Consider the following 26,997-nt stretch of genomic DNA (forward strand, 5'->3'; position numbering starts at 1 on the left):
CCGCTTTTTCGCCCACGTTTTTCGAGGAGTGGTCACGTAAGTGACCCGACGACAAAAAAGGTGGAGTCGGGGCCGAACGGTGCTCGCAGACCGTCCTCGGCACGTCTTTCTCGCCTGAGAACGGCCACGAGTGACACGAGTGGTCGCTCTTGGAGTCTCGTCGCTCTAACGGCGTTTTGAGCGACGGGCGAGAACACACCCGCCACGTCCCGGTGTTCGTCGAAGAGAGCGAAGTGAGCTACCGGTAGCGAGGCGAGCGAAAAGTCGGGTGCTACTGGGCGTCGTCGGGCACGTCGGCGTCGTCCTCTTCGGTTCTGGTCGTTTCCACGTCGAGTTCGCCGAAGTAGATGTCCGCGCCGTCCTGTGCGACCTTCTCGGCCAGCACGGCGCATTTGACCCGCATCGGGGAGATATCGACGCCGAGCATGTCGACGACGTCGTCGCGGTCCATCTCGTCGAGTTCCTCGATGGACATACCGTGGAGCTGTTCGGAGAGCATCGAGGCCGAAGCCTGGGAGATGGCACAGCCGTCGCCTCGGAAGGCAACTCGCTCGATCGTCTCCTCGGCGTCGTCGAGGACGACGTCCATCTCGATGGTGTCGCCACACATCGGGTTCTCGCCGACGTGGGTGAACGTTGGCTCCTCGATCTCCCCGTAGTTGCGAGGACTCTTGTAGTGATCGAGGATCTGCTGTCGGTACATATCGGAGCCGCCAAGACCCATTGTTGGAGGCGAGTAGGGGAGTCCCGGGCAAAAGGGTTCCGGGGCCGCCACAGTCCCGACCCTCCCAGATCGTCCGGCGAAGCCGTCGGATCTGTCGACACGGCGACAGACGTTCACGGACGATCACCGAAGAGTATAATTGCAACAGCGTTGTTAATAGTTCTCAAGGGACTTCGATGTTCGATCGAATCAGTGAACTGTCGAATAAGTCGCTGTCGAACGGTGAGACTCCGTCGGCCGACGAACTCGATGGTGGGCCGCTGGCGTCGCTGCTGGGAGAGGGGGAGACACTGCAACACGTCGTCGCCGGGAACGGTGGGCTCGATCACACGACCAACGGACGCTCGACGTCGATCGAGCCGAGCGGCGGCCACACGGCGTACATGGTGGTCACGGACCGTCGCGTCTACTTCGTGCTCGGCGACGATCCGGAGACGGCCGAGGTAACCTTCCCCCACGCGGAGATCACGAGTGCGGAGTTCAACAGCGGACTGCTCAACGCGACGATACTGGTCAAGATCGCCGACGGCTCCGTCCGGTTCACGCCCACAGACGCCGATCAGGGGGCGACGGTCACCGACTACATCGAACGGATGGCCACCGCCTGGGGGGAGTTCGACGCCGCTCTGACGGACGCACGGAACACGATCGAGGAGATCGAACAGCGACTCGCCAGCGGCGAGGAGACCTCGCGGCTCGTCCAGGGTGCCAGATCCTACATCTCGAACGCCCACCACGCCGCCACCCACGACGACGACGCGCCCACGGAGCGCATGACCGAGCTGATCGAACCCGTCGAGAACCGACTCGACCAGCTCTGTGTGGCCATCGACACCGAGCAAATCGAGTCGCTGCTGGCCGAGGCCCGCCAGGCCAAGGTCGAGGGCGACCACGAGACGGCTTTCGGAACGCTCGCTCGCGCTCACTCGACGATCGCCGACGGGCGCAAGGCCGTCACCGACGGCGGGGTCCTCGACGCGATCAACGAACTGGGATCGACCTACGACGAGCTCGTACAGATGACCTTCGAGGACGCGACGGCGGCCTGCCACCGCGGGCAGTCGACGGACGATCCCGCGGACGCGGTCGACGCCTGGCGGGAGGCACGCCAGCGCTACCGGGCCGCGCTCTCTGCGGACTGGGACGGCGAGGCGAGCGTCAGCGCCGAGGCCCTCGAATTCCAGCTTGCGTGGGTGACCCAGCGCCTGATCGACGCCCACATCGACTACGGCGACGCGCTCGAAGTCGAGGGCGACGAGATCGACGACAGCGACGAGGCGACCGACCGCTACGAACGAGCCAAACGACAGCTCACCCGCGCACGAGAGCTCGCGAGCCAGCACACGTACGCGACCGCGCCGGTCTCGACGGAGCGACTCGACGGCATCGAAGAGAAGATCGAGCTCGGAGCGTGGCAGTGGGGCGGGACCGAGTAGCCCATCGTTGTCGGTACAATATCCTGAATTTTACCTACCGCATCGATAGTTATAATCGGACAGCAACGGGATTGCACTTCGGGGGCCACTCAATGCTCGACCGAATCAGCGAACTTTCGAGGGAGACCGTCCGGGGGGAACCGACGATCGCGGAGCTCGGTACCGGGCCGCTCGAATCGCTCCTCGGGGACGAGGAAACCACACAGTACGTCCTGGCAAGCACCAGCGCGATCGAACACACGGTCGACGGGCAAACGACGAGCATCGAGCCCGACGACGGCCACGGTGCGTACGTGGTCGTGACGGACCACCGGCTGTACGCGCTGCTGGGCGACGAGCCGACGACGGCGATGGTGACCCTCGCCCTGGGTGGGGTCACACAGTCGACGTTCGACGACGGGCTGCTACGGACGACACTGACCGCCCGGACTCCGGCGGAGTCCGTCGTCTTTCACCCGATCGACGCCGAGCAGGCCGCGGCCGCCGAGGCGTACGTCGACCGCGTCGGCTCGTGCTGGTCCGAGCTGTCGACGGCACTCGACGACGCGCGGGCCGGGCTCGACGCGCTGCGCGAGGCGATCGAGGCGTCGGAAACCGTCGACCGGCACCGACAGCACGCGCGCGCCCGGCTCTCGAAGGCCTACCACTGTGCGACCCAGGAGGACGACGCGCCGACGGCGGCGATGCGGGCACAGATCGAGCCCGTCGAAGACGAGCTGGACCGGCTCTGTGCGGTGGCGACGGCCGACGAGGTCGAGACGCGACTCGAAGCGGCTCGCAGCGCCCACGAGGACGGCGACTACGAGACCGCCTTCGAGACACTGGTCGCGGCCGGCGAGTCACTCGACGGGGCCAGCGAGATCGACGACGCCGTCGAGGACCGCTTCGAAGCGCTCCGTGAGACGCACGACGAACTCGCTGCGACGTTTCTGGAGCGCGCAGCGCAGCGCTGTCAGGACGCGCTCGATGCGGCGACGGCCCCGGAGCGGGTCGACGCCTGGGAGGACGCGCTCGACCGGTACAGGGCCATCGCCGCCGCCGGGTGGACGGCCGCCGCGGGCGTGACCGAGGAGATGGTTCGGTTCCAGCTGGTCTGGGTGGTCGATCGCTGCGTCGGCGCGCTCTCGACGGCGGCCGCCGAACTGGCGGCCCAGGGCGACGAACGGGGCGAGGGACACGCGGACGCCGTCGACTACTACGAGCGAGCGCTCGAACGCCTCCGCCGGGCCGAACAGCTCTCGGACGTACACCCAGAGGCCGGCGACAGCTTCGCGGACAGGATCGATGCGCTCGAAACGAAGGCCGAACGCGCTCAGTGGCAGTGGGGCGGCGAGGACTGACCGGACAGTATCAGTAACTCACGACCGGATCGCGCTCCCAGAACTCGCTGCTCTTCTCCAGTTTCGGCACCCAGGTCTCCTGTTCGCGGGCCAGCAACGTGACGTGGGACTCCTCGACTTCCTTCATCGTGTCGTGCTCGGGGAGGAACTGGCCGACCTCCTCGGTGAACGCCCGCACTTCGTCGTGGCTGGGCATCGACTCTCGGTCGAGTCGCCCGCGGGAGTGGCCGACGTGCATGTAGGCCTTCATCTCGACGTAGTCCGCGTCGGCGCGCTGGCACATCGCGGCGTACCAGGCGGGGTGGTGCATGTTGTGGCCCTTGACGAGCGTCGTCCGGATCACGGTGCGGGTGTCGTCTTTGTCGGCCAGCACGTCGAGCGTGTCGATCAGCGAGTCCCAGGCGCTGTCCTCGACGGCCTTGACGGTGTCGTCGAAGGTCTTGCGGTCCGGCGCGTCGACGGAGACGTACAGCTGTGTGGGGTCACAGCGGTCAAGCACGTCGGGGTTGGTCCCGTTCGAGACCAGGAAGGTGGTGATGTCCCGGTCGTGGAACTCCTCGATGAGTTCGGGCAGGTAGGGGTACAGCGACGGCTCGCCGTCCAGCGAGATGGCGACGTGACGGGGCTCCATCGCCTCCTCGAAGCGCTCGCGCGGGACCTTGTCGTTGCCGCCGAAGCCCGAGAGGAGCTTCTTCTGGAGTTCCAGCGAGGCGTCGGCGACCGCCGACGGATCGTCCCACTCCACGTCGCCCAGTTCGTAGGCGTGGCCCGCGTGGTCGCGCCAGCAGAAGACACACCGCTCGTTGCACTTGACGACGGGGGTCATCTGGATGCAGCGGTGGGACTCGATGCCGTAGAAGATGTACTTGTAACACTTGCCCTCGCCACGCAGGGCGTTGGCGGTCCAGCCACACGTCTGGGCGGCCGTGTGGTTCTCGCTGTGGTAGTCCGGGTCGTCGACCTGTTTTGGCCCGTCCGATTCGCTCATTGTAGAGCCGATAGGCCGGGAGCCTGAAACATCCTTCCGTCCACAGCCGTTCGAGGCGGCGTCACCGACGCGTTTTCCACTCTCCCGGCCGAAGGGGAGCTATGACAACCCAGCCCTGTGACGGCTGTGGCGTCGAAGTGACCATCGCCGGTGGCATCGCCAACATCTGGACCCAGGAGCACACCCCGACCGGCGGCATCACGCTGGAACTCGTCGACGACACCGAGCACTTCCTCTGTTTCGACTGTATCGACCGGCTCCCCGACGAGGACGTGACCGCTGACGACGTGGCGGCGCTCTGAGCAGTCAGGCCTCGGGACCGCTCGACGAGCCAAGCGTCACGCCGCGGCCGGACTCGGGCGAGTACAGGACGAACAGACGGTACGACGGCGAGACACCGACGACGACGCTGTCACCGGCGACGACCGTCTCGTCGTCACCGCTGGTCTCGCCGTCCCACAGTCCGGACTCGCTCTGGTCGGCGCTGTCGCGCTCGGCGAAGCCGTCGCCCCGGAGTTCGAGCCGCGTGGCCGGGACGCTGTCGCCGCCGTTGTGAGTGACGGTGACCGTCCCCGCGTCGGCGTCGTAGTCGAAGTCCAGCGCGACCTGCGGTGCCGCGTCGGGCGACGACGAGAGTTCGAACGGCCCCAACTCGCCGGTCGGAACGTCGGCCGTCGCCGAGACGACCCGGCCGTCACTCGCGGTCGCTGGCGCGGTCTCACCGAAGGGGCCCGACGCGGCGGCCCAGGACGCCACGGCGTCTTCGTCCGTCGCGTCCGCGCTCTCGAAGACCGTCGCGGCGGTGACGGCCGTCGTCTCGCTGTCCACTCGCCAGCGAGCGCCCTGAGCGACGCCGCCGTCGCCGTCGAGTGCCGTCGACCCGACCCGGCCGGTGCGGACGTGACCCGTCCCGAGCGCGTCGAGCAGCGTCGCACAGTCGTCGCTGGCGTCCTGGTAGCGGTCGCCCTCACCGGTCACCGCGTCCAGGGCCGCTCCGGCGACGCTGTCGGCGGTCACGGAGAGGTCGCCACCGCGGAGGTCGACGAGCAACACGTCGCTCTCGCCGACGGCGACCAGCCGCTCGTCGTCGGGCGTGTATCGGTCGAAGCCGTGAGTGGAGCCGATCTCCTCGAAGCCCGCTTCGGTCAGTTCCGCGACGAGGGGATCGCGGTCGAACGGACCGTCGTAGACGGCGACCCCCTGCCCGAACTGGTAGAGGCCGTCGAGCGAGCCGATCGTGTCGAAGCCGCTCAGCCCGATATCGGACTGGAGGTTGCTGACGCGTGCCTCGGGCAGCGCGTCGGCGTATTCGAGCATCGCCGACGGGTGCAGCGAGACGAACGGGTAGTTGTCCCGTTCCAGCGCCGACGGCGGGAACAGCCACTCCGTGGCCGACGAGTCGCCGTCGAGGACCGGCTCGGGGGTCGGGGTGTCGGTCGCCGTGTCCGTCGCCGGTTCGCCGTCGCCAGAGAGGGCCGAACAGCCGGCGAGCCCGGCCGTCACACTCAGCGGGACCGCGCGGAGGAGGGCGCGGCGTGTCTGATCCATACAGTGGCCCACCCTCTGGGACGGCAAATACTTGTTCGTCTCGACGGCGCTGCGCTGACCGGCAGTTTTACGAGCGACGCACGGTTGCCATCCCTCGTGGATCCCGCCCGTATCTTCGACGAGTTTCCGGCCCCGGAATACCGGGGGAACCAGCGCCAGGCGCTCGCGGACGTCCGCGACGCCTTCGCGGCCGGCAACGACGTGGTGCTGGTGCGTGCGCCGACCGGGAGCGGCAAGTCCCTGCTCGCGCGTGCCATCGCCGGCTGTGCCCGGACGGCGGGAGAGGCCGGGGCCGAGGAGGTCATCGACGCCTACTACACGACCCCGCAGGTCTCACAGCTCGACGACGTGGCCGAGGACCCGCTGCTCTCGGATCTCGAAGTGATCCGCGGGAAGAACAACTACGACTGCATCCTGCCGGGCGAGACCGACACGCCGGTCGATCAGGCACCCTGTGCCCGCGAGCGGAAGTTCGACTGTCAGGTGAAACACCGCTGTCCGTACTTCTCCGACCGGGCGATCGCCTCGAACCGGCCGGTCGCGGCGATGACGCTTGCCTACTTCATGCAGACGGCCGGTTCGGACGTGTTCGGCCCGCGCGACGTGGTCGTGATCGACGAGGCCCACGGGCTGGGCGACTGGGCGGAGATGTACGCGACGATCGAGCTCGGTCCCGAGACGGTGCCGGTCTGGGAGGACACCAGGCCCCAGGCGGTCGACGATCTGGAAGACGCCGCGGGCTACGCGCAGCGACTTGCCGACGTGGGCGAGCGCCGGGTGCAGGAACTGCGCCAGCAAGAGGAGCTGACGCCCGAGGCGGTCGCAGAGCGCGATCGACTGAACAAACTCCGGCAGGACCTCTCGTGGTTCGTCGAGGACTACCGCGATCCCGAGAGCGTGACGACGTGGGTCGTCGACCAGCCCGAGGGCGAGGGCGGGAGCGTGACGATCAAACCGCTGGACCCGGAGAAGTACCTCAACCACACGGTCTGGGATCGGGGCCACCGCCACGCCCTGCTGTCGGCGACGATCCTCAACAAGGAGGCGTTCTGTGCCAACGTCGGGCTCGACCCGGACAACGTCGCGCTCGTGGACGTGGACCACACCTTCCCCGTCGAACACCGGCCGCTGTACGACGTGACCCGGGGGAAGATGACCTACGAACACCGCGAGGAGACGCTGCCCGAGATCGCCCGTATCGTCGTGCGGGCGATGCAACACCACCCCGACGAGAAGGGTCTGATCCACTGTCACTCCTACGCGATCGCCGAGCAACTGGACGAACTACTGGTCGACTTCGGCGTCGGATCGCGCCTGCGGAGCCACGACAGCGAGGACCGCGACGGGCAACTCACCGCCTGGAAGCGCAGCGACGACCCGGACGTGTTCCTCTCGGTGAAGATGGAGGAGGCGCTGGACCTGGAGGGCGATCTCTGCCGCTGGCAGGTGATCTGCAAGGCACCGTATCCCAACACCCGCGACTCGCGGGTCGCCCAGCGCCTGGAGGACGGCCAGTGGGCCTGGTACTACCGCACGGCGCTGCGGACGGTCATTCAGGCCTGTGGCCGCGTCGTCCGTGCCCCGGACGACCACGGCGCGACCTATCTCGCGGACTCGTCGCTGCTGGACCTGTTCGAACGGGCCCGCGTCGACATGCCCGACTGGTTCGCCGATCAGGTCGATCAGATGGGCCCGCCGGAGCTGCCCGCGTTCGACCCCGCGAGCGCGCTCGGTGGCGGCAGCTCCGGTGGTTCGACCGACGACGGAGCCGATAGCGGGCGGTCCCGTTCGCGGTCCCGGCGGCGCTCCTCCGGAACGAGTCCGATGGCCGACGTGTGGGACACGGAGTGAGACGGACGGTCGTCGATCCTACTGAGAGTCCACCTCCGGTGGGTACTGCAGGTCAGTCCAGTAGACGGTGCCCTCGTAGCGAGCCAGCCACGTCCCGCCGTGTTCAGTGGTGTCGATACCCGCCCGATCGCGGAAGCGATCGGCCAGTGACCGAAACGCGTCGGGCACCTCGCCGCCGTCAGGGAAGTAGCTCCCGTCGATCGCCTCGGCGACGATCTCGCGCTCGGCCTCGGAGAGCCCCGAGAGGGCAAACAGGTACTGCTCGCGCAGTTGCGCGCCCAGGTCGGCGGCGCTCTCGGCGACCTGCTCGGCGCTGTACTCGTAGGTCTCAATCGTCACCTCGCCGTTGTCGGCCACCCTGACGCGGTACGTCGACCCGTCGTGAGAGATCCCCTCGTAGGCGGGAGCGGAGGCCAGGACGCTCTCGGAAACGTCGTCATACCGGTGTGTGCGACCGACATCGAACCCGTCGTTATCGGGATAGTCCTCCATCGGCGGGATCAACTCGCCCAGCGCCGTCTCGTCGGCGTCGGGGAGGTCCTCGTAGGCGATCACCGACGACGGCGTCGTGTCCGGATCGTAGTCGATATCGACCGTGTATCGGGTCTCCGTACGGCTGTCGACGACCTCGTGCGTGATCCGGTAGTACGCGCCCTCGTGTTCGATGGGGCGATCTCGCTCGTAGGGCGGATATCGCCCCTCTCGTGTCGGTTTCTCACCGACGATGGCGGCGTCGATCAGTGCCGTCCGTTCGGGCGGTAGCCCCTCCGTCTCACCGGCGTATCGCTCGGCGATAGCGCTGTCGCTCGTCAGTTCGCGCATCGAGAGCGAACCGTCGTAGGGGTGGCCACAGCCTGCGAGGGGGAGGGCAACGGCGGTCGCTGCGGTCGCGAGGAATGTTCGGCGGCGCATACGTCGGAGAACTGTAGGGTGTAGTGAATAGTTTGTGATACGCCAGCGACAGTCGACGCGGCGACTGAACGGCCGGCCCGATCAGAACATCGAGAGTGCGTAGGCGGCCGACGAGCCCACCATGAGCAAGACGAGGACGATCGCGAGGAGTTGCTGTCGATCCATACCCACGCGTTGCCAGTGAGGACGGATAGGCGTTTCGAGGTGCTACGGCGTCGTCTCCCCCGGTGTCGACAGTTCCGCCCAGTACACCCGACCGTCGTACCGGACCAGCCAGTGGCCGGTGCCGGCCGTCGAACGGACCGGCTCGTGTGCGCCGAGCCGTTCGGTCAGCGATCGGAACGCCCGGCTCGGGCTGTCGGGGTAGTAGCCCTCTGCGGCGGCTTCCAGGACGATCTCTCGTTCGGCCTCTGGGAGTCCGCTGAGCGTGAACAGGTACCGCTCGCGCAGCTGACGGCCCAACGCCGCCGGGCTGTCGGCGATCCGCTCGGCGCTGTACTGGTATCGGTCGACTTCGATCTCCCGGCTCCCGCCGACGCCGACCCGGTAGGCCGTGCCGTCGTAGGAGACCGCCTCGTACTCCGGCTCCGGGACGAGGACGCTCGCGGTGTCGTCGAGGTACGTGTCGGCAACGTCTACGTCGAAACCCCTGCCGGTCGGGGGATCTTCGGGCGGCGGCAAGAGCCGAGAGAGGGCGCGCCTGTCGACGGCCGGGAGATCGGCGTACGCGACGACCGACGACGGCTCCGCGACGGGATCGTAGTCGATCCGGAGATCGTACTGGGTGCCAGCGCGGCGCTCGACGACTTCGTACCCGATGTCGTAGTACGCGCCGTCGTCTTCGAACGGCCGGTCGGCGTCGAACGGGGGACCGGTGTCTGCTCTGGCTGGCGTCTCGCCGTCGATAGCGTCTCTGACGAGGGCACGCGAGTCCGGCGGGAGAGCGTCGAGGTCTTCGGCGTGGCGTCGAGCGATCGCCGCGTCGGACGCTATCGACGTCATCGTCAGTGAACCGTAGTCCGGGCGCATACAACCGGCCAGCGGGAGGGCGAGGGTCGTCGTGGTCGCGAGGAACGAGCGACGGCGCATACGTGTCCGATCCGAGACCAGCGACGAATAGGTTCCGGAGACGGGCGGGCGGCAGTCACCGCTGGGACCCGGTCGCGACCGCCAGCGGACGCAGACACAATCACTCGATCCGAGCGTCGACGACGACGTGTGCGACGCCCTCGCTGTAGCTTTTGACCCGGCGAGTGTCGAGGATCTCGACGCCCCGGCCCGCGTCGGCGGCCGCGGCCTCGATCCGCTCGATCGGTCGCTCGAAGACCAGTCCGTCGGGCGTCGCCTCGTGCATGTGGACGACCCCGCCGGGAGCCAGCGCCGGCAGTGCGGCGTCGAGATACTCGTGGGCCTCGTAGTAGCCCATCACGATCCGGTCGACCGGGTCGGCGGCGAGGTCCGGAGTCACGTCCCGGCAGTCGGCCCGGTAGGGCTGGACCCGGTCGGCGACCTCGTTGAGCTGGACGTTCTCGATCAGGTACCGGAAGGAAGCGGGGTTGCGCTCGACGGCAGTGACCGTCGCCCCGGCGCGGGCCATCGGGAGCGTGAAGTAGCCGATGCCGGCGAACATGTCGAGCACCCGCTCGCGTTCGCCGGTCGCGTGTCGCGCTGCTCCCGCTCCCGTTTCCGAGGGCTCGCTGCGCTCGCCCTCGCGGGCCTCGCGGACGACCGCGCCCATGTGGCTCCGCTCGGCCTTGTTGCCCGGCGAGAACATCACCTCGGCGAGGTCCAGCGCGTAGGCGGTCCCGTGCTCGCGGTGGACCGTCTCGGTGTCGCCGGTGCCGGCGATGACCTCGACCGCGGGCTCGCGGTGTTCGCCGGTGATCGGTCCCCGCGAGAGGACGGTGTCGGCCTCGCCGTGGAGCCGTAAGAGCGCCGCGCCGACCTCCTCGGGTCGTGGCGCGTCGCCGACGTCCACGAGGACGACGCTGCCGACGACGGCCCAGGAAGCGGGTGCCAGGTCGATCTCCGCGTCGGTCCACCCCCGTTCACGGAGGTAGTCGTCCAGATCGCGGAGCCTCGGCTCGCCGACCTGACGGACCACGTCTCGAACGGCGAGGTCGGCGGGGACACTGGTCACCGGGACGGCGACGCTGTCGTCGTCCCACGGCTGGACGGACCGGCTGTCGTCGTACGCGTCCAGTCCCTGCAACCGGTCGATGACGGTCTGGGTGCGGTCCTGGGCGACGACGACGGCCAGACGATCGTCTGCGCTCATCGGTGGGTGTCAGGCGGCCGGAACTGAAACCCGTTTCGTGTCGACCGTTCGGCCGCCGCTCTTTCCGAGACATGTTCGACATGAACGTGTCGAGCTACCGCCGCCAGCGTGCCTCGTCGGCGCGAGCGGAGTGGAGAGCTGGCCCACGCAGCCGGTGGTGCCACCGAGAAGCGTCAGGCCGGTCACGGCGAGGAACTGGCGGCGTTGCACCCGTGCGAACGGGGCCAGCGTCTGCCGATAAGTGTCTCCCGTCTGGACGACAACAGCAGGCGGGGGACGCGACTCTCTCGTCAGCTCCCGTCGGGCACGACGTGCAGCCCCTCGCGGTGTTTGAGGACCGCCACCTCGTCGGCGTCGGTGTCGAGGTAGTCGGGCCGGGGGATCGTCTTCGCCTCGTAGGTCTCGGGGTCGAGTACCTGAACCGCACGCTCGTCCTCGACGGCGACGAGGGTGGTCCGTTCGGCGTCGGCGTCGGTCCCCAGGCGACGGGCGTCGGGGGCGTTTTCGTCCTCGAAGGACGCTTCGAAGGGGTCGCCCGTCGCGAGGCGCGTCCCTTTGAGGTTGCCCTGCACCGAGCGGACCAACACCGGACCGTCGCCGTCCGCCGGATCGATCACCTCGCCGGGGCGATAGCGCGGCAGCCGGATCGCGTACGTGACCCGATACACCTCGTTACCGTCCGAATCCTCGGTGACCAGCGTCTCGTTGTCGGTGAACGTCCCGCCCAGCTCAGTCGTGATCTGGCGGGCGACTTTCATCCCGATCTTGTTGGTCGAGACCTTGATGTTGACGCCCTCTTCGGGCTCGGAAATTTCGGTGACGAAGGCGTCCCGGTCGCCCGTGGCCTCCATCTCGTCGACGACCTCGTGGGCGATCTCCTTGGCGCGGTCGGCCTCCTCGCCGGTCGGCGTGCGCTCGTCGGCCCGCACCTGTACCGTCGAGGCGTACGAACCGCCCGCGATCTTGCCACAGCGCGTGCAGGTCTGGCGGCTGATCTTGACCGGGACGACCACGTCCTCGGTGACCGGCGTCTCCCGGATGACCCCGGAGAACTCCGCGTGCATCCGGATCGTGTTCTTGTCGACCTGTTCGGGCGCGACCTGCCAGGCGACCGACTGGGCGTCGACGTGGACGCCCAGGGCCTCGCTGACCTCGTCGACGGCGATGTCGGTGTAGTCCTCGGCACCCACGTCGACCCAGCGGTTGCCCCGGTGGACGGCACCACACTGGGCACAGACCCGGACCTCGATGCGGTCCGGCGCGTCGACGAGATCGAACTCCTCGAAGTAGCAGGCGTCACAGAGCACGCTGTCGGGGTCGTGCTGGCCCGCGACGCTCGGGCGCTCGCGCTCGTGGTCCGAGATCTCGTCGCCACAGCGCGGGCAGAAGGCTCCGGATCGACTCATTGCGACGCCGTTGGTGGCTGTCGCGGTTAAGTCGTGCGTTCCGGGGTCGGGACCGAATCCTCAGGCGTTCAGGACCCAGAACCGGTAGTTCAACAGCGCAGCGAACAGGACCCAGACGAGATAGGGGACTAGCAGCGCCGCCGCCCGGCGGTCGACGCGATCGAAGGCCCAGATCGTCGAGACGATCAGGACCGCCAGCGCGACGATCACCCCGAGCGCGGCCAGCGGTCGCTGGAGCGCGAAAAAGACCGGCGTCCAGGCGACGTTGAACGCGAACTGGAGGGCAAACAGCCCCAGCGCGACCCGGACGCGACGCTCGTCCAGTCCCTCGCTGGCGACCAGGTAGACCGCGACGCCCAGCAGGGTAAAGAGCAGCGTCCAGACGACGCCGAAGGCCCAGCCCGGCGGATAGATCGCGGGCTCGACGAGTCCATCGAACCACGCCGACCCCGGACCACCGAGCACGGCCGGGACGCCGCCGACGACGTTGACGAGGACGACGGCCGCCAGTGCCCAGAGGAGATCGCGACGATCGAACCGATCGGGAGCAGCGTCGGTGAGCGACATACAGATAACACAGCCAACAGGAACAAACCAGTTGTGGTCGAATCGGCTCTGCCGGTGCCGTTGCGTGCCAGAAACCGGGAGACGGCGCTGAGAACAACTCGCACTCCGTCGAACAACCCTTTTAGTCGTCAGCCTCGTAGCACGGGTATGGAGTGGCAAACAGACTGGGGTCTCCGCGCTCGCATGATCCTGACGATGTTCTTACTGTTCGCGCTGTACATCGTCTTCGTCGCGGTGATGACCCAGACTCGCTTCTTCGGTATCGCGATCCTGGGGATGGGCGTGTTCCTGGTGGGACAGTTCTTCTTCAGCGACAAACTGGCGCTGTACTCGATGGGTGCCCGCGAGGTCGAACCCGACGAGTACCCGGAGCTCCATCGCTCGATCGAGCGCCTCTCCCAGCAGGCCGACCTCCCGAAGCCGACAGTCGCCGTCGCGGACTCTCGGGTCCCCAACGCCTTCGCGACCGGCCGCTCGAAGAAGAGTTCGGCTGTCTGCGTGACGACAGGTATCATGGAGACGCTGGATCAGGAGGAACTGGAGGGGGTCCTGGCCCACGAGCTGGCCCACATCAAGAACCGCGACGTGATGGTAATGACCATCGCCTCGTTCCTCTCGACGATCGCCTTCCTCGTCGTGCGGTGGGGCTGGCTGTTTTCGGGCGGTCGGGACCGCGGGGGCAACGGCGGCGCGCCGGTACTGGTCGCGATCCTCGTCTCGCTCGTGGTGTGGATCGTCTCGTTCCTCCTCATCCGAGCGCTGAGCCGCTACCGGGAGTACGCCGCCGATCGCGGCGGCGCGTCGATCACCGGTAACCCCTCGGCGCTCGCGACGGCGCTGATGAAGATCGACGGCCGAATGGACAAGGTCCCCAAAGAGGACATGCGCGATCAGGCCGAGATGAACGCCTTCTTCATCATCCCGATCAAGTCCGGCTTCGTCGGGAAGCTGTTCAGCACGCACCCCTCGACGGAACAGCGGATCAATCGTCTACAGGACCTGGAGCGGGAGCTGGAACAGCGGTAACTATCACTTCCACATAACTGTCGAGTTCTCGTAATTAGAGATCGGACAGAGTACACACCGAAATCTGAGAGCGCCGAGCAAGTTCGTCTGTGGGACCGCTTCGACGTTCTCGGTCCGCGAGAAGAGAACGGCGTGCTCTCGAAGCGTGACGACAGACTCCGAACGAAATCCTCCCTAAAATACTGTATCTGATCCTCTTGCGTTTCGATATGCCACAGTCTGAGCGAGCGAGGATCTACTGACGCGCTACTGTTCGGAGACAGTCAGAAACACAGAACCATACGCGAACTGTTTCGTCTCTGTGCCGATCGTCGTGGTGTGACGTGGCGTGGGCGTCCGTGTCGACGGTACGGACCGTTCTCCCGTGACGAACGGGGGCGAGACGGAACCGGCGACGGTCCCCATCGCCACCATTATTGGCGTCGGCGTCGTTCGATGACCGATGAGTGATTCGCTTAGCCACGGTGTCCTGACACACGACATCGAGTCAGTGTCGGCCGACGAGGTCTCGGCGGACGTACTCCGGTCGGGACTCGAACACGAGACGAACCTCGTTCGCACCCACGCCGTGCGGGTCGCCGCCGCCGTCGCGGACGACGACCCCGCGACAGCGGTCGAACACGCCCCGCAGTTGATCGCCAACCTCGAACACGAGCGGACGAACGTGAAGCTCCACAGCGCGCTGGCGCTGGCCTCGCTCGTCGGCGAAGCGCCCGAGGCCGTCGAGGACGCGGTCGGACCGATCGTCGACCTGCTCGATCAGGACCCGCCGATTCTGCAGCTGGCGGCCGTCCAGTTCGTGCGCGAGTCGATCACGACGATGCCACACGCCTACCGCCCACACCTCCAGCAACTGGTCGATCGAACGGTCGAGGATCCGGAAGTAGACTTCACCGACGGACGAGCCGGTGAAACGCCGGATCCCCAGCGCGAGGAGTTCTACCAGATGGTCTCGGAAGACGAGACCAAACGCCAGTGGGCGACGCGAGTCGTCACGGCCAACATGGTCGCCGAGCTGGCATCGATCGAGCCGGAAGCGGTCGCCGACCACGTCCCGACGCTGGTCGCCGTCCTCGACAGCGAGAGCGACGCCGTGGGGGTGTTGACGACGGTCGCGAACATCGTCGCGTCGGTCGCCGAACACGATCCGACGCTCGTCGACGGTGCCGTCGATCCCCTCGTCGAACTACTGGCTCACCAGGACACGCCCACGGTCAGTACGGCAGTCGCCGCACTGGGCTTTCTCGCACCGCCGACCGCGATCGAGCCGCTTCGCGACGTTGCTGACGACGAGCAGCGTGACGAGGATCTGCGCGAACTGGCCAGCGAGACGGCGACCTTCATCGAGGCACAGGCCGACGCCTAGTACTCTTCTCCCTCGCGGCGAGTACACGTGTAGAACACGAGGAAGGCAGTCCCACCCGACACCGTCAGCAGGCCGACGTTGACGATCGAGAGGGTGTACGACGCCGTTCCCGGCTGCCCGACCACCAGTCCGAAGATCGCGAGCAAGAGCAAGAAGATGTGGACCATGACGGCGAGCCAGATGTACGACCGGTACGCGCACATGGTCCGCCAGAAGGCCTCGAAACGCGCCATAAAAGCGTACTACCGGCGAGTAGACAAGAGTCTTGCTCTGTCCACTGGCGTCGGCTCACGGTGTCGAAAAAACGGACGGGCAGACCGCTGCTACTGTCAGCCGTCACCGTCTCACGACCGTGGCGGCGACGTTCCCGACGGACCGTGGGCAGGGCTAGTCCGTCAGCTCCGGGCTCTCCCAGTACTCGTGGTCCTCGTCCTCGCGGAAGCACCTGACGCGCTGGTTCTCCGCGTGGTAGCTCTGTGGGTCCGCCTGTCGGCAGGCCTCTCGGGCCTCCGGACACCGCGTCTGGAAGTTACAGCCCTTCGGCGGATCGACCGGGTCCGGGATGTCGATCTTGCGCATCGGGACCTCGCCCGCGTCCTGCAGGGAGAGGTCCGGCGTCGCCCACCGGAGGACGTTGGTGTAAGGGTGGTGGGGATCCTGGATCATCGCCTCGGCCGGACCGATCTCGGCGATCTGTCCCAGGTACATCACGCCGATTCGCCCGCCGCTGTGGGCGGTGAAGTAACGAGCGTTCGAGAGGTCGTGACTGATGAACACGTAGGACGTGTCGAACTCCTCTTGGAGGTCGAGCATCAGGTCCATCATCTCGACGCGCAGCGACACGTCCAGCGCGCTGATTGCCTCGTCGGCCAGGATTACGTCCGGGTTCATCAACAGCGCCCGGCAGAGGGCCACGCGCTGTTGTTCGCCGCCCGAGAGCTGGTGTGGGTAGCGCTCGGCGAAGTCGGCGGCCGGCGTCATACCCACGCGCTCTAACAGCGCGTAGATGCGTTCGCGCTTCTCCTGTTTCGAGAGGTTCGGGTTGACCTGTCGGAGCGGCTCCGAGAGGATCGAGACGAGCCGGCGGTTCGGGTTCAGCGACGCGCCGGGGTCCTGGTGGATAATCTGGAGGGACTGGCGGATGTCGGCCCACTCGGTGTCGGTGTCGACCTTTCCGTCACGGATGTCCCAGATGTCTTCGCCGCGGTACTTCACCGAGCCGCCGGTGGGTCGCTGGAGACCGATCGAGGTCTTGCCCAGCGTCGTCTTCCCACAGCCCGACTCGCCGACGAGTGCGATCACGTCGCGCTCGTAGATGTCGAGTGAGACGCCGTCGACGGCTCTGACGGTCTCGGACTCACCGCCGAAATCGAGGAGCGACGACTTGTTCTCGAAGTGAACCTCGATGTCTTCGAGGCTCAACACGACTTCGTCACCCGGCATCACTCGTCACCTCCGGAGCGGGCGGCGTCGCCAAGGTTCTCCGAGTAGTTGAGCGCGATTTCGTCCCGTGCGTCGTCCCAGTGGTAGCACGCGGAGGTGTGACGGTCACTCACCGACACGTAATCCGGCTTCGAAGAGCGACACTGCTCGTCGGCCAGCGGACACCGCGGATGGTACGCACAGCCGTCCGGCACGTTGATCGGTGCCGGCTGCGATCCGGGAATCGGGACCATCTCCTCGATGGGCGCGTCGAGGTTCGGCGTCGAGTTCAGCAGCGCCCGCGTGTACGGATGGGCCGCGTTCTGAACGATCTCTTCTGTCCGCCCGATCTCGACGGGATGGAAAGCGTACATGATCGCGAGTCTGTCTGCGAGTGCCGCGATGAGCGGGAGGTCGTGGGTAATAAAGACCATCGTCAGGTCGTACTTTTCCTTGAGCTCCCGGAGCAGTCGCAGAATCGAGCGCTGCATCAGCAGGTCAAGCGCCGCCGTCGGCTCGTCCATCACGAGAAGCTCGGGCTCCAGCACCAGCGACAAGGCGATCAGGGCCCGCTGTTGCATCCCGCCGGACAGCTCGTGGGGATAGGAGTTCAACACGCGATCGGGTTCGAGATAGAGGTCCTGGAGCAGTTCGCGGGCGAACGCCAGCCCCTCGTCGATGTCCGCGTCGTGTGCCGACAGCGTCTCCTCGAAGTGCTTCCCGACCCGCATCGTCGGGTTGAACGACGACATCGCGCCCTGGAACACCATCGAGATCTCTTCCCAGCGGAGCTGTCGCAGCTCTTCGGTGGTCAGGTCGAGCACGTCGATCGGCTCGCCCTCACTCGGGTTATACCTGACCTGTCCACGCAACACGCCGGGGTCTGGAATCGAGTCCAGCATCGACTCGGCGAGCATCGACTTGCCCGAACCGCTCTCGCCGATGACACCGATCACTTCGTGACGGTGAACGTCCATCGAGACGTGATCGAGGACGTAGGAGTTGCCGTCGTCGTAAGTCACCGATGCGTTCCGGAGCTCTACGACGGGATCCTCCGAGTCTGGCTCGCGAGTTTCGACGGTCGTACTGGCCATTTAGACGCCCCCCGTGTGGACGACATCGTCGTCGTCTTCTTCGATCGATTCCGACTCGCCGGCCAGCCGAGTGCGAACGCGCGGATTGAAGATCCGGTCGAGTCCCTGGGCGAGCAACACCAGCGAGAGCGACAGCAGGGCGATGGGGATCATCGGAACGATCACCAGATACTCCGAGCCGCTGCCGACGAGCGCGCTGTAGTCGTTGTACGCACTGTCGAGTTGGAGTCCCCAGTTTGCCAGGTCCGCCGGCAACACGCCGAGGTAGTACAGCCCGACGCCAGCGAAGATGCAGTACCGCGCGGCGAACGCGAAGTTGACCAGGATGTACGGCATCAGGTTCGGGATGACGTCTTTCGTCAGGATCCGTCGAGTGCTCACACCCATCGTCCGCGAGGCCTCGACGTACGACTCCTCGCGCAGCGTCAGCACCTGCGACCGGATGGATCGGCCGAGCCCCGACCAGTAGTTGATCGTGAGGAGGATCCCCACGACGGCCGGATTCTCGGGCTTGATCGTCACGGCCAGCACCATCACCAGCGGAAGCCCCGGGATCGACATCGCGATGTCCGAGATCGTCGTGATGACGCGGTCAGTCCTCCCGCCCTTGTATCCCGCGACGGTCCCGGTAAAGACCGCGATGAACGTCGAGAAGACCGCACCCGCGGTCACCAGGACCAGCATCGACGGCGTCGCGTGGATGACCTGCGCGAGGAGGTCGGTCCCCGACGGGTTCGATCCGAGCGGTGCGTTCATCGTCTCGAACGGCTTGAGGCTCCGCTCGACCTGGTTGGTGACCGGTGCCGGATACACCCGCGTTCCGATCAGTGCGATGAGGATGAACACGAAGAGGATCACGCCGCCGATGAGGGTCCGCGAGTCGTCGAGGGCGACGAGACCCGGCTTGTAGATGAACTCCTCGTAGAAGTCTCGCAGTCGTTCGCTGCGAGACGTTTCGACAGTCGAGGTCTGTGTTTCGAAGACGAACTCTTCACCGTCCGTGTCTGAGTCAGTATGCTTCACTTGCATCACCCGATTTGACCCGCGGATCGACCCATGAGTAGGTCAGGTCTGCGATCAGCACTGCGACGACGAGAACGATGGTAAACACCAGGAACACGCCCATCAACACCGAGTAGTCCTGGACTTCGAGCGCGTCGAACATGACGTAGCCGATCCCCCGGTAAGTGAACACCTGTTCGAGGATCACGGAGTTTCCGATGTTGAAGCCGATCAGCGTCAGGAAGCCGGTGTACATCGGCAAGATCGCGTTTCTCGCCACGTACCGCGTCGAGATCCGGCGGTCAGAGAGCCCGCGAAGTCTGGCAACGCGGACGTAGTCCTCCCCCAGCACCTGGATGCTGTTCCCACGCATCGACAGCATCTGGAGTCCGGCCTGGACGACGACGACCGACGCGATCGGCAGCGCCGCGTGGTGTAGTACGTCGATGATGAAACCGACCGTCAGTTCGACATCGGTCAACGGCGTCATCCGCCCGCTGGCCGGGAAGAACTTGTTCTGGTAGGCCAGGAACAGCAACAGGATGAACGCGAACACGTAGAACGGGATCGATCCCAGGAGCACACCGGCTACCGAGGAGACCTTGTCGAACGTCGATCCTTCCTTGTAGGCCGTCAACGCCCCCCAGACGATCGCGATCGCGAAGATCAGGATCGTCGCCACCGTCATCACGAACACCGTCCACGGGAGCGCCTCGCCGATGAGCTGGAGCACTGGCTCCCCCTCTTTGAGCGATTGGCCGAAGTCCCCCTGAAGTAAGTTCGAGAGGTACGCGATGTACTGCTCGTGGATCGGCGCATCGACGAGGTTGAGTCGTTCTCTGTACACTGCGATCTGGTTTTCTATCTCTTCTGGTGACATATTCCGTCGAGATAGCTGCCCCCGGAGCTGTACCAGTGGTCCCCCTGGCATCAGTCGAAGGATTCCGAAGGTCAGTGTTACGGCGGCCCACACCGTTAACACGGAGCGAGCTACCCGTTCTGCGTAGTAGCGCATGGTGGAGTCCTTACGCTTCACACAAATATGGATTACGGTTCCCGGCGGTTCGCCGAACCGGGTGTCCCCGACGAAAACGTCAGTTCGTCAACTGTGTCGATCGCAGGCTCGCTGTCACTCCGTCGACGCGGCGGATCGGCCCTCGCGACGACAGCGACGTGGCCCCGACATCCCACCCAGGAATCCGGGCCAGTAGCTGCCCGTTAGTTGCCGTTGTAGGTCATCTCGCCCTGGCGCGGGAGCCAGGTGTTGGCGTACTGCACCTGTGCGACTTCGGCGTCTTCGGCCGGGATATCGAACCGGTTCGAGGAGATGAACGTCTGGTTCAGTCCCTCCTGGATCGGGATCATGGGCAGATCCTGGTTCGAGACCCACAGGAGGTCGAGCGCGAGCTCGGCCTCAGTGTCGCTGTCACTGGTGGAACCGAGCGTACCGACGTCCTCGACGGGGTTGACCGTCAGCTCGCCGGAGCCGTCGAGTGCCGGGACGGTGATGTCGGCTTCGGAACCGCCGCGGTCCTCAATAGCACCAGGATAGGAGTAGTTGTTTTCGCGCAGCGTCGCCTTGGGGTTGACCATCTGGTGGCGCAGGTTGTGGTACGGGTGAGCGGCACGCGCGAACGCCGCAGTCCAGTACTCGGCGGTCGCGTCGAAGTTCCCCTGTGCCCAGCGACCGTCGGATCCGCCGAGGTCACCGAACGGCACCGTCGAGAACTCCACGTCCATGCCGAAGGCGTTGAGCTGATCGGCCACGGACTCCATCGCGGTGACCCAGTCGGACCAGCCACCGGGCGCGATGAGTTCGAAGGAGAGCGTGTTGCCGTCCTCGTCCTCCCACACGTCGTCACCGTTGCGGCTGTAGCCGGCCTCTTCGAGCACGCTCGCGGCCTGCTCGGTCTCTCTGGACTCGCGACCGTACGTCTCGAAGTCGCCCATGGAGTCGCCGAGCCAGTTCTCGAGCTGGGCGTTGGGCAGTGCCGTCGGGACGCGCGGCGCGACCTTGGTGCGCGGGTCGGAGTTGGCTGCGACCTGCGTCCGATCCATGGCGTACGCGATCGCCTGGCGGACCTCGCGTCGACCGAGGTGGTCGTGGGTGTGGTTCGGGATGATCCCGACGCCGCCGTTCCGTGGCGTGCGGTACTCGTTCATCGAGTCGGGCAGGTCGGTGACGACGTTGCCCGGCGTGTAGATGGCGAACATGCTCTCGATGTTGCCCGAGAGCAGCGCCTGGTGGATCGCCGTGTTGCCGTCGAAGTACTGGAAGGCGTACTCTTTGAAATTGACGTTGTCGGCGTTGGGGTGATCGGCGTGGCGCTCGGTGAGAATTACCTGCTCGTCTGCCTCGCCGTACTGGAAGATCCCGTTGCCGATCGGCTCGTCGTCGACGAACTCCGTCAGCGGCGTGTTGTCGTCGGCGTTCTGCGTCTCCGAGAGAACGTCGCCGTAGCGGGAGTGCTTGGTGGTGAGCCGGTTCTCCATCACGGAGAACTCGATCAGCGACGGGTTGATGTCGCCCTCGATAGTGATGGCGACGGTCCGGTCGTCGATCTCTTCGACGTCGCTGCCCCAGTCCCAGATCGAACTGCCCGACTCGCGGTCGAGCCGGAGATAGGTCGCCAGGTCCTGGGCCGTGACGGGGTCGCCGTCGTGCCAGGTCGCACCCTCCTGAAGAACCATTTCGAAGGTATCGCCCGTGTACTCCCACTCCTCGATGATCGCGGAAACGTACTCGCCAGTAGCGTAGTTGAACTCCGCGAACGGATCGAAGATGAGCTCGTTCGAGATCTGTGCGGTGTTCTGGCCCCACGGGTTGAACTGGATGTCTGCGGGCGAGAGGCTCGTCCCGCTGCGGTGTCGCACGTCGGCGACTTCCATCGAGTCGTCTTCGGTCGACATATCGTCGTCTTCGGTCGACGTGTCGTCGTCCCCACCCTCGTCGGCCGGTGTACTGTCATCCGTACCTTCCGAGCCGTCACAGCCGGCGAGTGCAGCAGCACCTGCCGCGCCTGTCAGCGCGACGAACCGGCGGCGGCTAAGAACGTCTTTGTAGTCGTTGGACTTGTCTGCCATATCCACGTTATCCCGCGGCGTTGTCTGATAATAAAGGTTTTGGATAATTCTACACAGGGAGTTCAGATAAGGATTTGAAGAAGCTAGCTAACGTTTTTTCGGCCTATGTCGGAAAACCCGAGCCTCAGCGCGAATGTCGAATAGATGGTATTGAGCCACACACCGAACCGCAGGTAGCCCGCAGACGGCAACGTCTGCCGAGTTGTGACGGGGGTTGTTATTCGACTGTTACACAATACTGTTGTGGCCCAAAGCGAGCAATCGGTGAGTAGACACCACAGCCAGAGACATGCCAGCGCCGACGAGATGCCGATAAAAGTGCTTCTCTCCGAGGGCTCCGACCTGGTACACGATCGAGTACGTCGAGAGCAAATGCCGGTAGCATCTGAGATCGGAGCGTCGGCGTACCGGTGTGAGCGAGTCTATTGTGGCAAGCAGCCAAGACTATCACTATCGATGGTGACTGGACAACTATCGACAGCAGTTCGTTGGGGGTTCGACCGACAGGCCATCGTTCGAGCGTCGTCTGCCTAGAGCAGGGTCAGAGCGTCTCTCAATGTGCATTCCGCGATCAGTACGGGAGAGTGACCAGGAGCACAGAGAGCACTGGGAGTGCGCTGGTAGTCACGGCGGGAGATAGTTCAGCTGTTAGCCGCTTAAATCCGCCGTATAGTCTCCGATGAGAAGGTTTGCGTATTCATCCCACAGTCGTCGAAAGTCTGTTGTCGTACTGCCCGAACAGTATCTGTGAGCCAGTATTATCACGTTTCTACACTATGTCACATCTTGAGTGTTTGGAGGACAGCCAGAGTCAAACGCGTGGGCGTCCGATGCTGATACTGTCAGATGTACATCTGTAAACGACTTCGCCACTACAGAGCGGAGAATACCCTCGGAAGCTACGGCTAACAGTACGGGACCGCGTACGCCCGACGACCGGACCGAAACACATCTCGACCGGCTGAACTGGTAGACCAGTGATGCCGTCGGTCGTCCATCCCCGAACGTGATCAGCAGTTCAAAGCGGCGAGGCTGACAGTGCGGACAGCGAGGGAGGGATTCGGCGATACGCGAGAGACGCGGGCTCCCGAACCTGTTTCGGTTGAGTATCTCTCTGAGAGTGTTTCCCCTAAGCTTCCTGAGCGTTTCTATATAGCGGCGATGGTCTCGACACGACTGTCCGGCGGCATTTTCGATCATGGGGTTCATCTCCGAGTTCGACCGCAGTGACCCACTCAACGGCTTCCCTGTACATTGTTGAGAGTTCACATGACCCGTGTCCCCAGTTGACTTTCATCATAGAAAACAGATGTCGGATAGATCCTGAACGACCGGCATACATATACCATCAAGAAACGGCGGGCGAAAACGTAATAGTGGTACAATCGTTATTGTTACCAGAGACTGCCGTATCGCCAGTCGGACTCTGAAGATAACTCTCCTCGAGAACGAGTGCCGACAGCCCTGAGAAGCGAGTCAGCTACCCGGAACACCGTATGGTCCACTCACCCAACAGTGAAAAAATCCGTTACACCGGATATGTCGAGGACCCTAGTAATCAGTGGCTGTGGGTTCCTCCAGTAGGGGACAACCTAGACAGTGGGAAACACGCGTCGGCCGGAGTGGTCCGACCCAGCCGTGTACAGTGTGAAAGATCCTGTCGTTATTTCCCAATAGTGAACACCGGAGAGGGCGTAACACTGGTACTATCGACACGGCGTCGAAGCGGCGCGTCGTGACTACCCGTCACCGAACCGAGGCCGTCGATTCCCGTATCCGTCTCGCGAAGCAGCGTATGAGAATATCAAGCTATCGAGCGCCATTCCTGCCCATATATCTCCCTAAAGTACAGTTATTGGGCTTATTTGTTTTTGTATCTCTCCATATAGTGCGGTAAACGGGATATATAAGATCGTTAATCAGATATACATCAGTGAAAGTCGCACATTTGCCTTCTATATTGTATAATTCTGACCGGTATGGCCAGATAGTTCCGTTCTACAACACATAAGGGCATACGCCTCCACGGGACGTGTATGGGACTGTTGGACGGACTCAAGAGCATCCTCGGGACGAAGGCCGAAGCCGACGCGACTCGGGACGCCGACCCAGAAGACCTCTTCGGGATGTCGACGGCCTACGTCACGATGGAGGCCGATCTGGGCTACGCCCCGACCGGCGACGCCGCGCTGTGTTTCGCCGACGTCGACAACACCGACTTTCAGGACGCGATGGCGGAGGTCGAGGCGATCCTCGAAGCCGGCGAAGTGGATACGGGAACGACCGCCGACTTCACGACCGACGAGCACGGCTACGACTGGATCGTCCTCCACGACGACGGCTTCGAGGATCTGGTCACGTCGATCCACTTCGCCGCCGACACGCTGATCGAGGCACGGTACGGGTCTCGACTCCTGGCCGCGGTCTTCGCCTTCGAGCGCGAACGCGACGGGCAGCTCGTCTACTGGGTGTACTCCTTCCGGCGGGGCACGTACTACCCGTTCGCACCGAAGACCGACGAGAGCCACGAGCGGGATTCCTCCGCCGAGTTCAAGCTGGACTCGAACCTCGACGGCGAGCTGACCGTCGAATCGGACAAGGAGTACTGGTACCCGCTGTGGCCCGACCGGCCGGGGAACCACCCGTGGGAGTGACGCCCGACGGAGTCTCGGTCTCGGATCACGTCTTGCTGTCGGAACCAGCGGCGATCGAGCCCGACGCCGCGCCCGGCGTCTACCGCGTGGTCGGAACGGGCAGCGAGACGGTGACGCTACTCCGGGTCGCCGACGCGGACGCGCGCCGCGAGCACACCGGTGAGGTGTTCACCGTCGACCGCGGCGATCTCACTGCGTTCGAACCGGCCGACGACCCCGACGGCAACCGCCCGGTCGGTGAGCGACTCCGGGACGGTCTCGACACGTTCGGCTGGCAGCTCCGGACGGTCGTCGGTTCGCTGGCCGACAGTCCCCGCCGTTCGACCCTCGCGGGGGCCGTCCTGCTCGTCGGGCTCGTCGGCGAGCAGTTCGTGTCCGCGCCCGAGTGGGTCTTTTCGGTCGCGGTGTTCGCGGGGAGCCTCTCGCTCGCCGCGCTCGGCTCGAATCTACTGTAGTCCACCGCCGCCCAATCGATTAACGCTAGTAATCTATATACACACTGTAGACAATACTGGAAAGTTATTTGTACATGTATCTGCAACGCGGTATAGGATGACACGAAAGACGACTGTTCTGTTCATCGCACTCCTGCTCGTGTTCGGTGGCGGTACGGTCGCGTACCTGGTCCAGACCGACGGCGGAAGCGTCGAGACCAGAGACGTGCGCTTTGCCGCTCCGGACGGACAGATGATCCACGGGACCCTGTACGTCCCGCCCGGTGCCAGTGCCGACGATCCCAGCCCGGGGGTCGTCGCGACCCACGGCTACATCAACACCCGCGAGACACAGTCCCCGTTCGCCATCGAGTTCGCGCGTCGCGGGTTCGTCGTCCTGGCGATCGATCAGGCCGGTCACGGCCACTCCGATCCCCCAGCGTTCGGGAACGGTTTCGGCGGCCCACCGGCCCTGTCGTATATGCGGTCGCTGGCGTTCGTCGACGACGACAACGTCGGACTCGAAGGGCACTCGATGGGCGGTTGGGCCAGCGTCGCAGCGGCCCAGAGCGACCGGGACGGCTACGAGTCGGTCGCGCTGGTCGGCTCTTCGACGGGGAACTCGGGCGTCGCCGACGGCAACGCGACCTTCCCGCGCAACACGGCCGTCGTCTTCAGCGAGTACGACGAGTTCTCGATGCTGATGTGGGGTGTGCCCCACGCGTCGAACGTCGAGCGAAGCGAGAAGCTCCAGACGCTGTTCGGCACTGACGAACCCGTCGAGGAGGGACGGACCTACGGGAGCCTCGAAGACGGAACCGCTCGCCGTCTGTACACTCCGTCGACGACCCACCCCGGCGACCACCTCTCGACGACCGCCGTCGGCGACGCGGTCGAGTGGATGCAGGTGACGCTGGACGGCGAGGACGAACTACCGCCGGGCAACCAGATCTGGTGGCTCAAAGAGCTGGGAACGCTGGCCTCGCTGCTCGGCGGGGTCCTCTTCCTGTTCCCCTTCGGCGCGATGGTCCTCTCGGACCGGCGCTTCTCGGGGCTCCGTCGGACGGTACCCGAGCCGGCCGGCGTCGAGGGGCGAAGCTGGTACGGCGCGGTCGCGGTGGCCGCACTCGTCCCGGTGGTGACCTACTTCCCGCTGAATCTCGTCGGCCAGGGGTTCGTCCCGATCAACTGGCTGTTCCCCCAGCAGATCACCAACGGCGTGATGGTGTGGGCGCTGGGGAACGGCCTGATCGTCGCCGGACTGGTCGGCGCGTGGCACTACCGGTCGGACCGTGACTCGCTCGCGCGCTACGGGTTCGACACGGACGGCTGGCGAACGGTCGCCCGTTCGGCCGTCGCGGCGGCGACGATCGTCGGTGGCTTCCTCGGCACGCTCGGGGCCGTGGGCTACCTCTTTGGCACCGACTTCCGCTTCTGGGTGTTCGCGATGAAGCTCCCGACGCTCACGCAGTTCCGGATCGCACTGGTGTACCTGGTGCCGCTGACGCTGTTCTTCCTCGCACTGGAGCTGCTACTGCACGGCCAGCTCCGAACCGGCGACCGCTCCTTCCGGGAGGCGCTGGCCCACAACTGGATCGCCGTCGTCGGCGGGTTCGTCCTGCTCCTCGCGGTGCAGTACGGCGTCCTGCTGGCCGGTAGTCCTTCACCCTTCGGCCAGCCGCTCCTGACGGTGCTGGCGTTCCAGTTCGTGGCCCTGCTCTCGATCGTCACCGCCGTCTCCACGTACTTCTTCCGGCGGACCGGTCGCGTCTGGGTCGGCGCGTTCGTCAACAGTCTGCTCGTGGCGCTGGTCCTCGTCGCGGGGACCGCGACGCACGCGCCGCTGTAGCCGTCGGGTCGACTCT

The 26,997-nt window shown here is 65.2% G+C and carries 23 protein-coding genes; 9 read left to right on the top strand and 14 right to left on the bottom strand.

The genetic code is table 11. The features are described 5' to 3' along the window. Positions 1 to 271: 271 nt before the first annotated feature. Positions 272 to 724: a Fe-S cluster assembly sulfur transfer protein SufU gene (sufU, locus tag HALKA_RS0106990; protein ID WP_018257309.1), complete on the bottom strand. Its 453-nt coding sequence runs from the start codon at positions 722 to 724 to the stop codon at positions 272 to 274. A gap of 176 nt (positions 725 to 900) precedes the next feature. Between sufU and HALKA_RS0106995 the strand changes: the two genes are divergently transcribed. Both HALKA_RS0106995 and HALKA_RS0107000 read left to right on the top strand, forming a co-directional pair. Further along, the gene (locus tag HALKA_RS0106995; RefSeq protein ID WP_018257310.1) at positions 901 to 2,160 is read left to right on the top strand and encodes a PH domain-containing protein; all 1,260 of its coding nucleotides are present in this window, start codon (positions 901 to 903) and stop codon (positions 2,158 to 2,160) included. A gap of 92 nt (positions 2,161 to 2,252) precedes the next feature. After that, on the top strand, positions 2,253 to 3,500 hold the full coding sequence (locus tag HALKA_RS0107000; protein WP_018257311.1) for a hypothetical protein: 1,248 nt from the start codon (positions 2,253 to 2,255) through the stop codon (positions 3,498 to 3,500). 10 nt (positions 3,501 to 3,510) lie between these two features. On the opposite strand, the gene twy1 is transcribed toward HALKA_RS0107000, so the two are convergent. Then, the gene (twy1, locus tag HALKA_RS0107005) at positions 3,511 to 4,488 is read right to left on the bottom strand and encodes a 4-demethylwyosine synthase TYW1 (RefSeq protein ID WP_018257312.1); all 978 of its coding nucleotides are present in this window, start codon (positions 4,486 to 4,488) and stop codon (positions 3,511 to 3,513) included. Positions 4,489 to 4,589: 101 nt separating this feature from the next. Here twy1 and HALKA_RS0107010 point away from each other — a divergent pair, with 101 nt between their 5' ends. After that, on the top strand, positions 4,590 to 4,790 hold the full coding sequence (locus HALKA_RS0107010; RefSeq protein ID WP_015762177.1) for a DUF7561 family protein: 201 nt from the start codon (positions 4,590 to 4,592) through the stop codon (positions 4,788 to 4,790). A gap of 4 nt (positions 4,791 to 4,794) precedes the next feature. Here the strand turns inward: HALKA_RS0107010 and HALKA_RS0107015 are convergent, their stop codons facing one another. Further along, positions 4,795 to 6,036 (bottom strand): type IV pilin N-terminal domain-containing protein, encoded by a 1,242-nt coding sequence (locus HALKA_RS0107015; RefSeq protein ID WP_018257313.1) that lies wholly within the window; start codon positions 6,034 to 6,036, stop codon positions 4,795 to 4,797. A gap of 96 nt (positions 6,037 to 6,132) precedes the next feature. Here HALKA_RS0107015 and HALKA_RS0107020 point away from each other — a divergent pair, with 96 nt between their 5' ends. Next, the gene (locus tag HALKA_RS0107020; RefSeq protein WP_018257314.1) at positions 6,133 to 7,887 is read left to right on the top strand and encodes a helicase C-terminal domain-containing protein; all 1,755 of its coding nucleotides are present in this window, start codon (positions 6,133 to 6,135) and stop codon (positions 7,885 to 7,887) included. Between the two features lie 18 nt (positions 7,888 to 7,905). Here the strand turns inward: HALKA_RS0107020 and HALKA_RS0107025 are convergent, their stop codons facing one another. From HALKA_RS0107025 to HALKA_RS0107050, 5 genes are all read right to left on the bottom strand, one after another. Beyond that, positions 7,906 to 8,799, bottom strand: a complete 894-nt coding sequence (locus HALKA_RS0107025) for a hypothetical protein (protein WP_018257315.1) — start codon at positions 8,797 to 8,799, stop codon at positions 7,906 to 7,908. Between the two features lie 207 nt (positions 8,800 to 9,006). Beyond that, on the bottom strand, positions 9,007 to 9,888 hold the full coding sequence (locus HALKA_RS0107035; RefSeq protein WP_018257316.1) for a hypothetical protein: 882 nt from the start codon (positions 9,886 to 9,888) through the stop codon (positions 9,007 to 9,009). 100 nt (positions 9,889 to 9,988) lie between these two features. Then, complete coding sequence (locus tag HALKA_RS0107040; RefSeq protein ID WP_018257317.1) at positions 9,989 to 11,077, bottom strand: class I SAM-dependent methyltransferase; 1,089 nt, start codon at positions 11,075 to 11,077, stop codon at positions 9,989 to 9,991. 290 nt (positions 11,078 to 11,367) lie between these two features. Next, a complete protein-coding gene (locus tag HALKA_RS0107045) occupies positions 11,368 to 12,483 on the bottom strand; it encodes a 60S ribosomal export protein NMD3 (protein ID WP_018257318.1) in 1,116 nt (371 codons plus the stop codon). 60 nt (positions 12,484 to 12,543) lie between these two features. Next, the gene (locus tag HALKA_RS0107050) at positions 12,544 to 13,050 is read right to left on the bottom strand and encodes a TspO/MBR family protein (protein WP_018257319.1); all 507 of its coding nucleotides are present in this window, start codon (positions 13,048 to 13,050) and stop codon (positions 12,544 to 12,546) included. Between the two features lie 147 nt (positions 13,051 to 13,197). Between HALKA_RS0107050 and htpX the strand changes: the two genes are divergently transcribed. Then, positions 13,198 to 14,076: a zinc metalloprotease HtpX gene (htpX, locus tag HALKA_RS0107055; RefSeq protein ID WP_018257320.1), complete on the top strand. Its 879-nt coding sequence runs from the start codon at positions 13,198 to 13,200 to the stop codon at positions 14,074 to 14,076. 442 nt (positions 14,077 to 14,518) lie between these two features. Next, positions 14,519 to 15,442: a HEAT repeat domain-containing protein gene (locus HALKA_RS0107065; RefSeq protein ID WP_018257322.1), complete on the top strand. Its 924-nt coding sequence runs from the start codon at positions 14,519 to 14,521 to the stop codon at positions 15,440 to 15,442. Here HALKA_RS0107065 and HALKA_RS0107070 read toward each other — a convergent pair. The 6 genes from HALKA_RS0107070 to HALKA_RS0107095 form a co-directional block, all read right to left on the bottom strand. After that, complete coding sequence (locus HALKA_RS0107070) at positions 15,439 to 15,675, bottom strand: hypothetical protein (protein WP_044956496.1); 237 nt, start codon at positions 15,673 to 15,675, stop codon at positions 15,439 to 15,441. The two genes, HALKA_RS0107065 and HALKA_RS0107070, sit on opposite strands and share 4 nt — an antisense overlap. Before the next feature lie 154 nt (positions 15,676 to 15,829). Further along, positions 15,830 to 16,885: an oligopeptide/dipeptide ABC transporter ATP-binding protein gene (locus HALKA_RS0107075; RefSeq protein ID WP_018257324.1), complete on the bottom strand. Its 1,056-nt coding sequence runs from the start codon at positions 16,883 to 16,885 to the stop codon at positions 15,830 to 15,832. After that, positions 16,885 to 17,958, bottom strand: coding sequence for an ABC transporter ATP-binding protein (locus tag HALKA_RS0107080; RefSeq protein ID WP_018257325.1), 1,074 nt, complete (start codon positions 17,956 to 17,958; stop codon positions 16,885 to 16,887). The genes HALKA_RS0107075 and HALKA_RS0107080 overlap by 1 nt, the downstream gene beginning before the upstream one ends. Further along, a complete protein-coding gene (locus HALKA_RS0107085) occupies positions 17,959 to 18,981 on the bottom strand; it encodes an ABC transporter permease (RefSeq protein WP_018257326.1) in 1,023 nt (340 codons plus the stop codon). Then, positions 18,968 to 19,975, bottom strand: coding sequence for an ABC transporter permease (locus HALKA_RS0107090; RefSeq protein WP_026190196.1), 1,008 nt, complete (start codon positions 19,973 to 19,975; stop codon positions 18,968 to 18,970). The genes HALKA_RS0107085 and HALKA_RS0107090 overlap by 14 nt, the downstream gene beginning before the upstream one ends. 203 nt (positions 19,976 to 20,178) lie before the next feature. Next, positions 20,179 to 22,044: an ABC transporter substrate-binding protein gene (locus HALKA_RS0107095; RefSeq protein WP_018257328.1), complete on the bottom strand. Its 1,866-nt coding sequence runs from the start codon at positions 22,042 to 22,044 to the stop codon at positions 20,179 to 20,181. A gap of 2,036 nt (positions 22,045 to 24,080) precedes the next feature. Here HALKA_RS0107095 and pspAB point away from each other — a divergent pair. The 3 genes from pspAB (at position 24,081) to HALKA_RS0107110 (ending at position 26,981) form a co-directional block, all read left to right on the top strand. Further along, positions 24,081 to 24,698, top strand: coding sequence for a PspA-associated protein PspAB (gene pspAB / locus HALKA_RS0107100; protein ID WP_018257329.1), 618 nt, complete (start codon positions 24,081 to 24,083; stop codon positions 24,696 to 24,698). Further along, positions 24,689 to 25,153 carry a hypothetical protein gene (locus HALKA_RS0107105; protein WP_155119376.1) on the top strand — a complete coding sequence of 155 codons (465 nt, stop codon included), beginning with the start codon at positions 24,689 to 24,691 and terminating at the stop codon, positions 25,151 to 25,153. Before pspAB ends, HALKA_RS0107105 begins: the two co-directional genes overlap by 10 nt. 97 nt (positions 25,154 to 25,250) lie before the next feature. After that, positions 25,251 to 26,981, top strand: coding sequence for an alpha/beta hydrolase (locus HALKA_RS0107110; protein WP_018257331.1), 1,731 nt, complete (start codon positions 25,251 to 25,253; stop codon positions 26,979 to 26,981). The last annotated feature ends 16 nt before the right edge of the window (positions 26,982 to 26,997 follow it).

The sequence above is a fragment of the Halomicrobium katesii DSM 19301 genome (assembly GCF_000379085.1).
Taxonomy (GTDB): domain Archaea; phylum Halobacteriota; class Halobacteria; order Halobacteriales; family Haloarculaceae; genus Halomicrobium; species Halomicrobium katesii.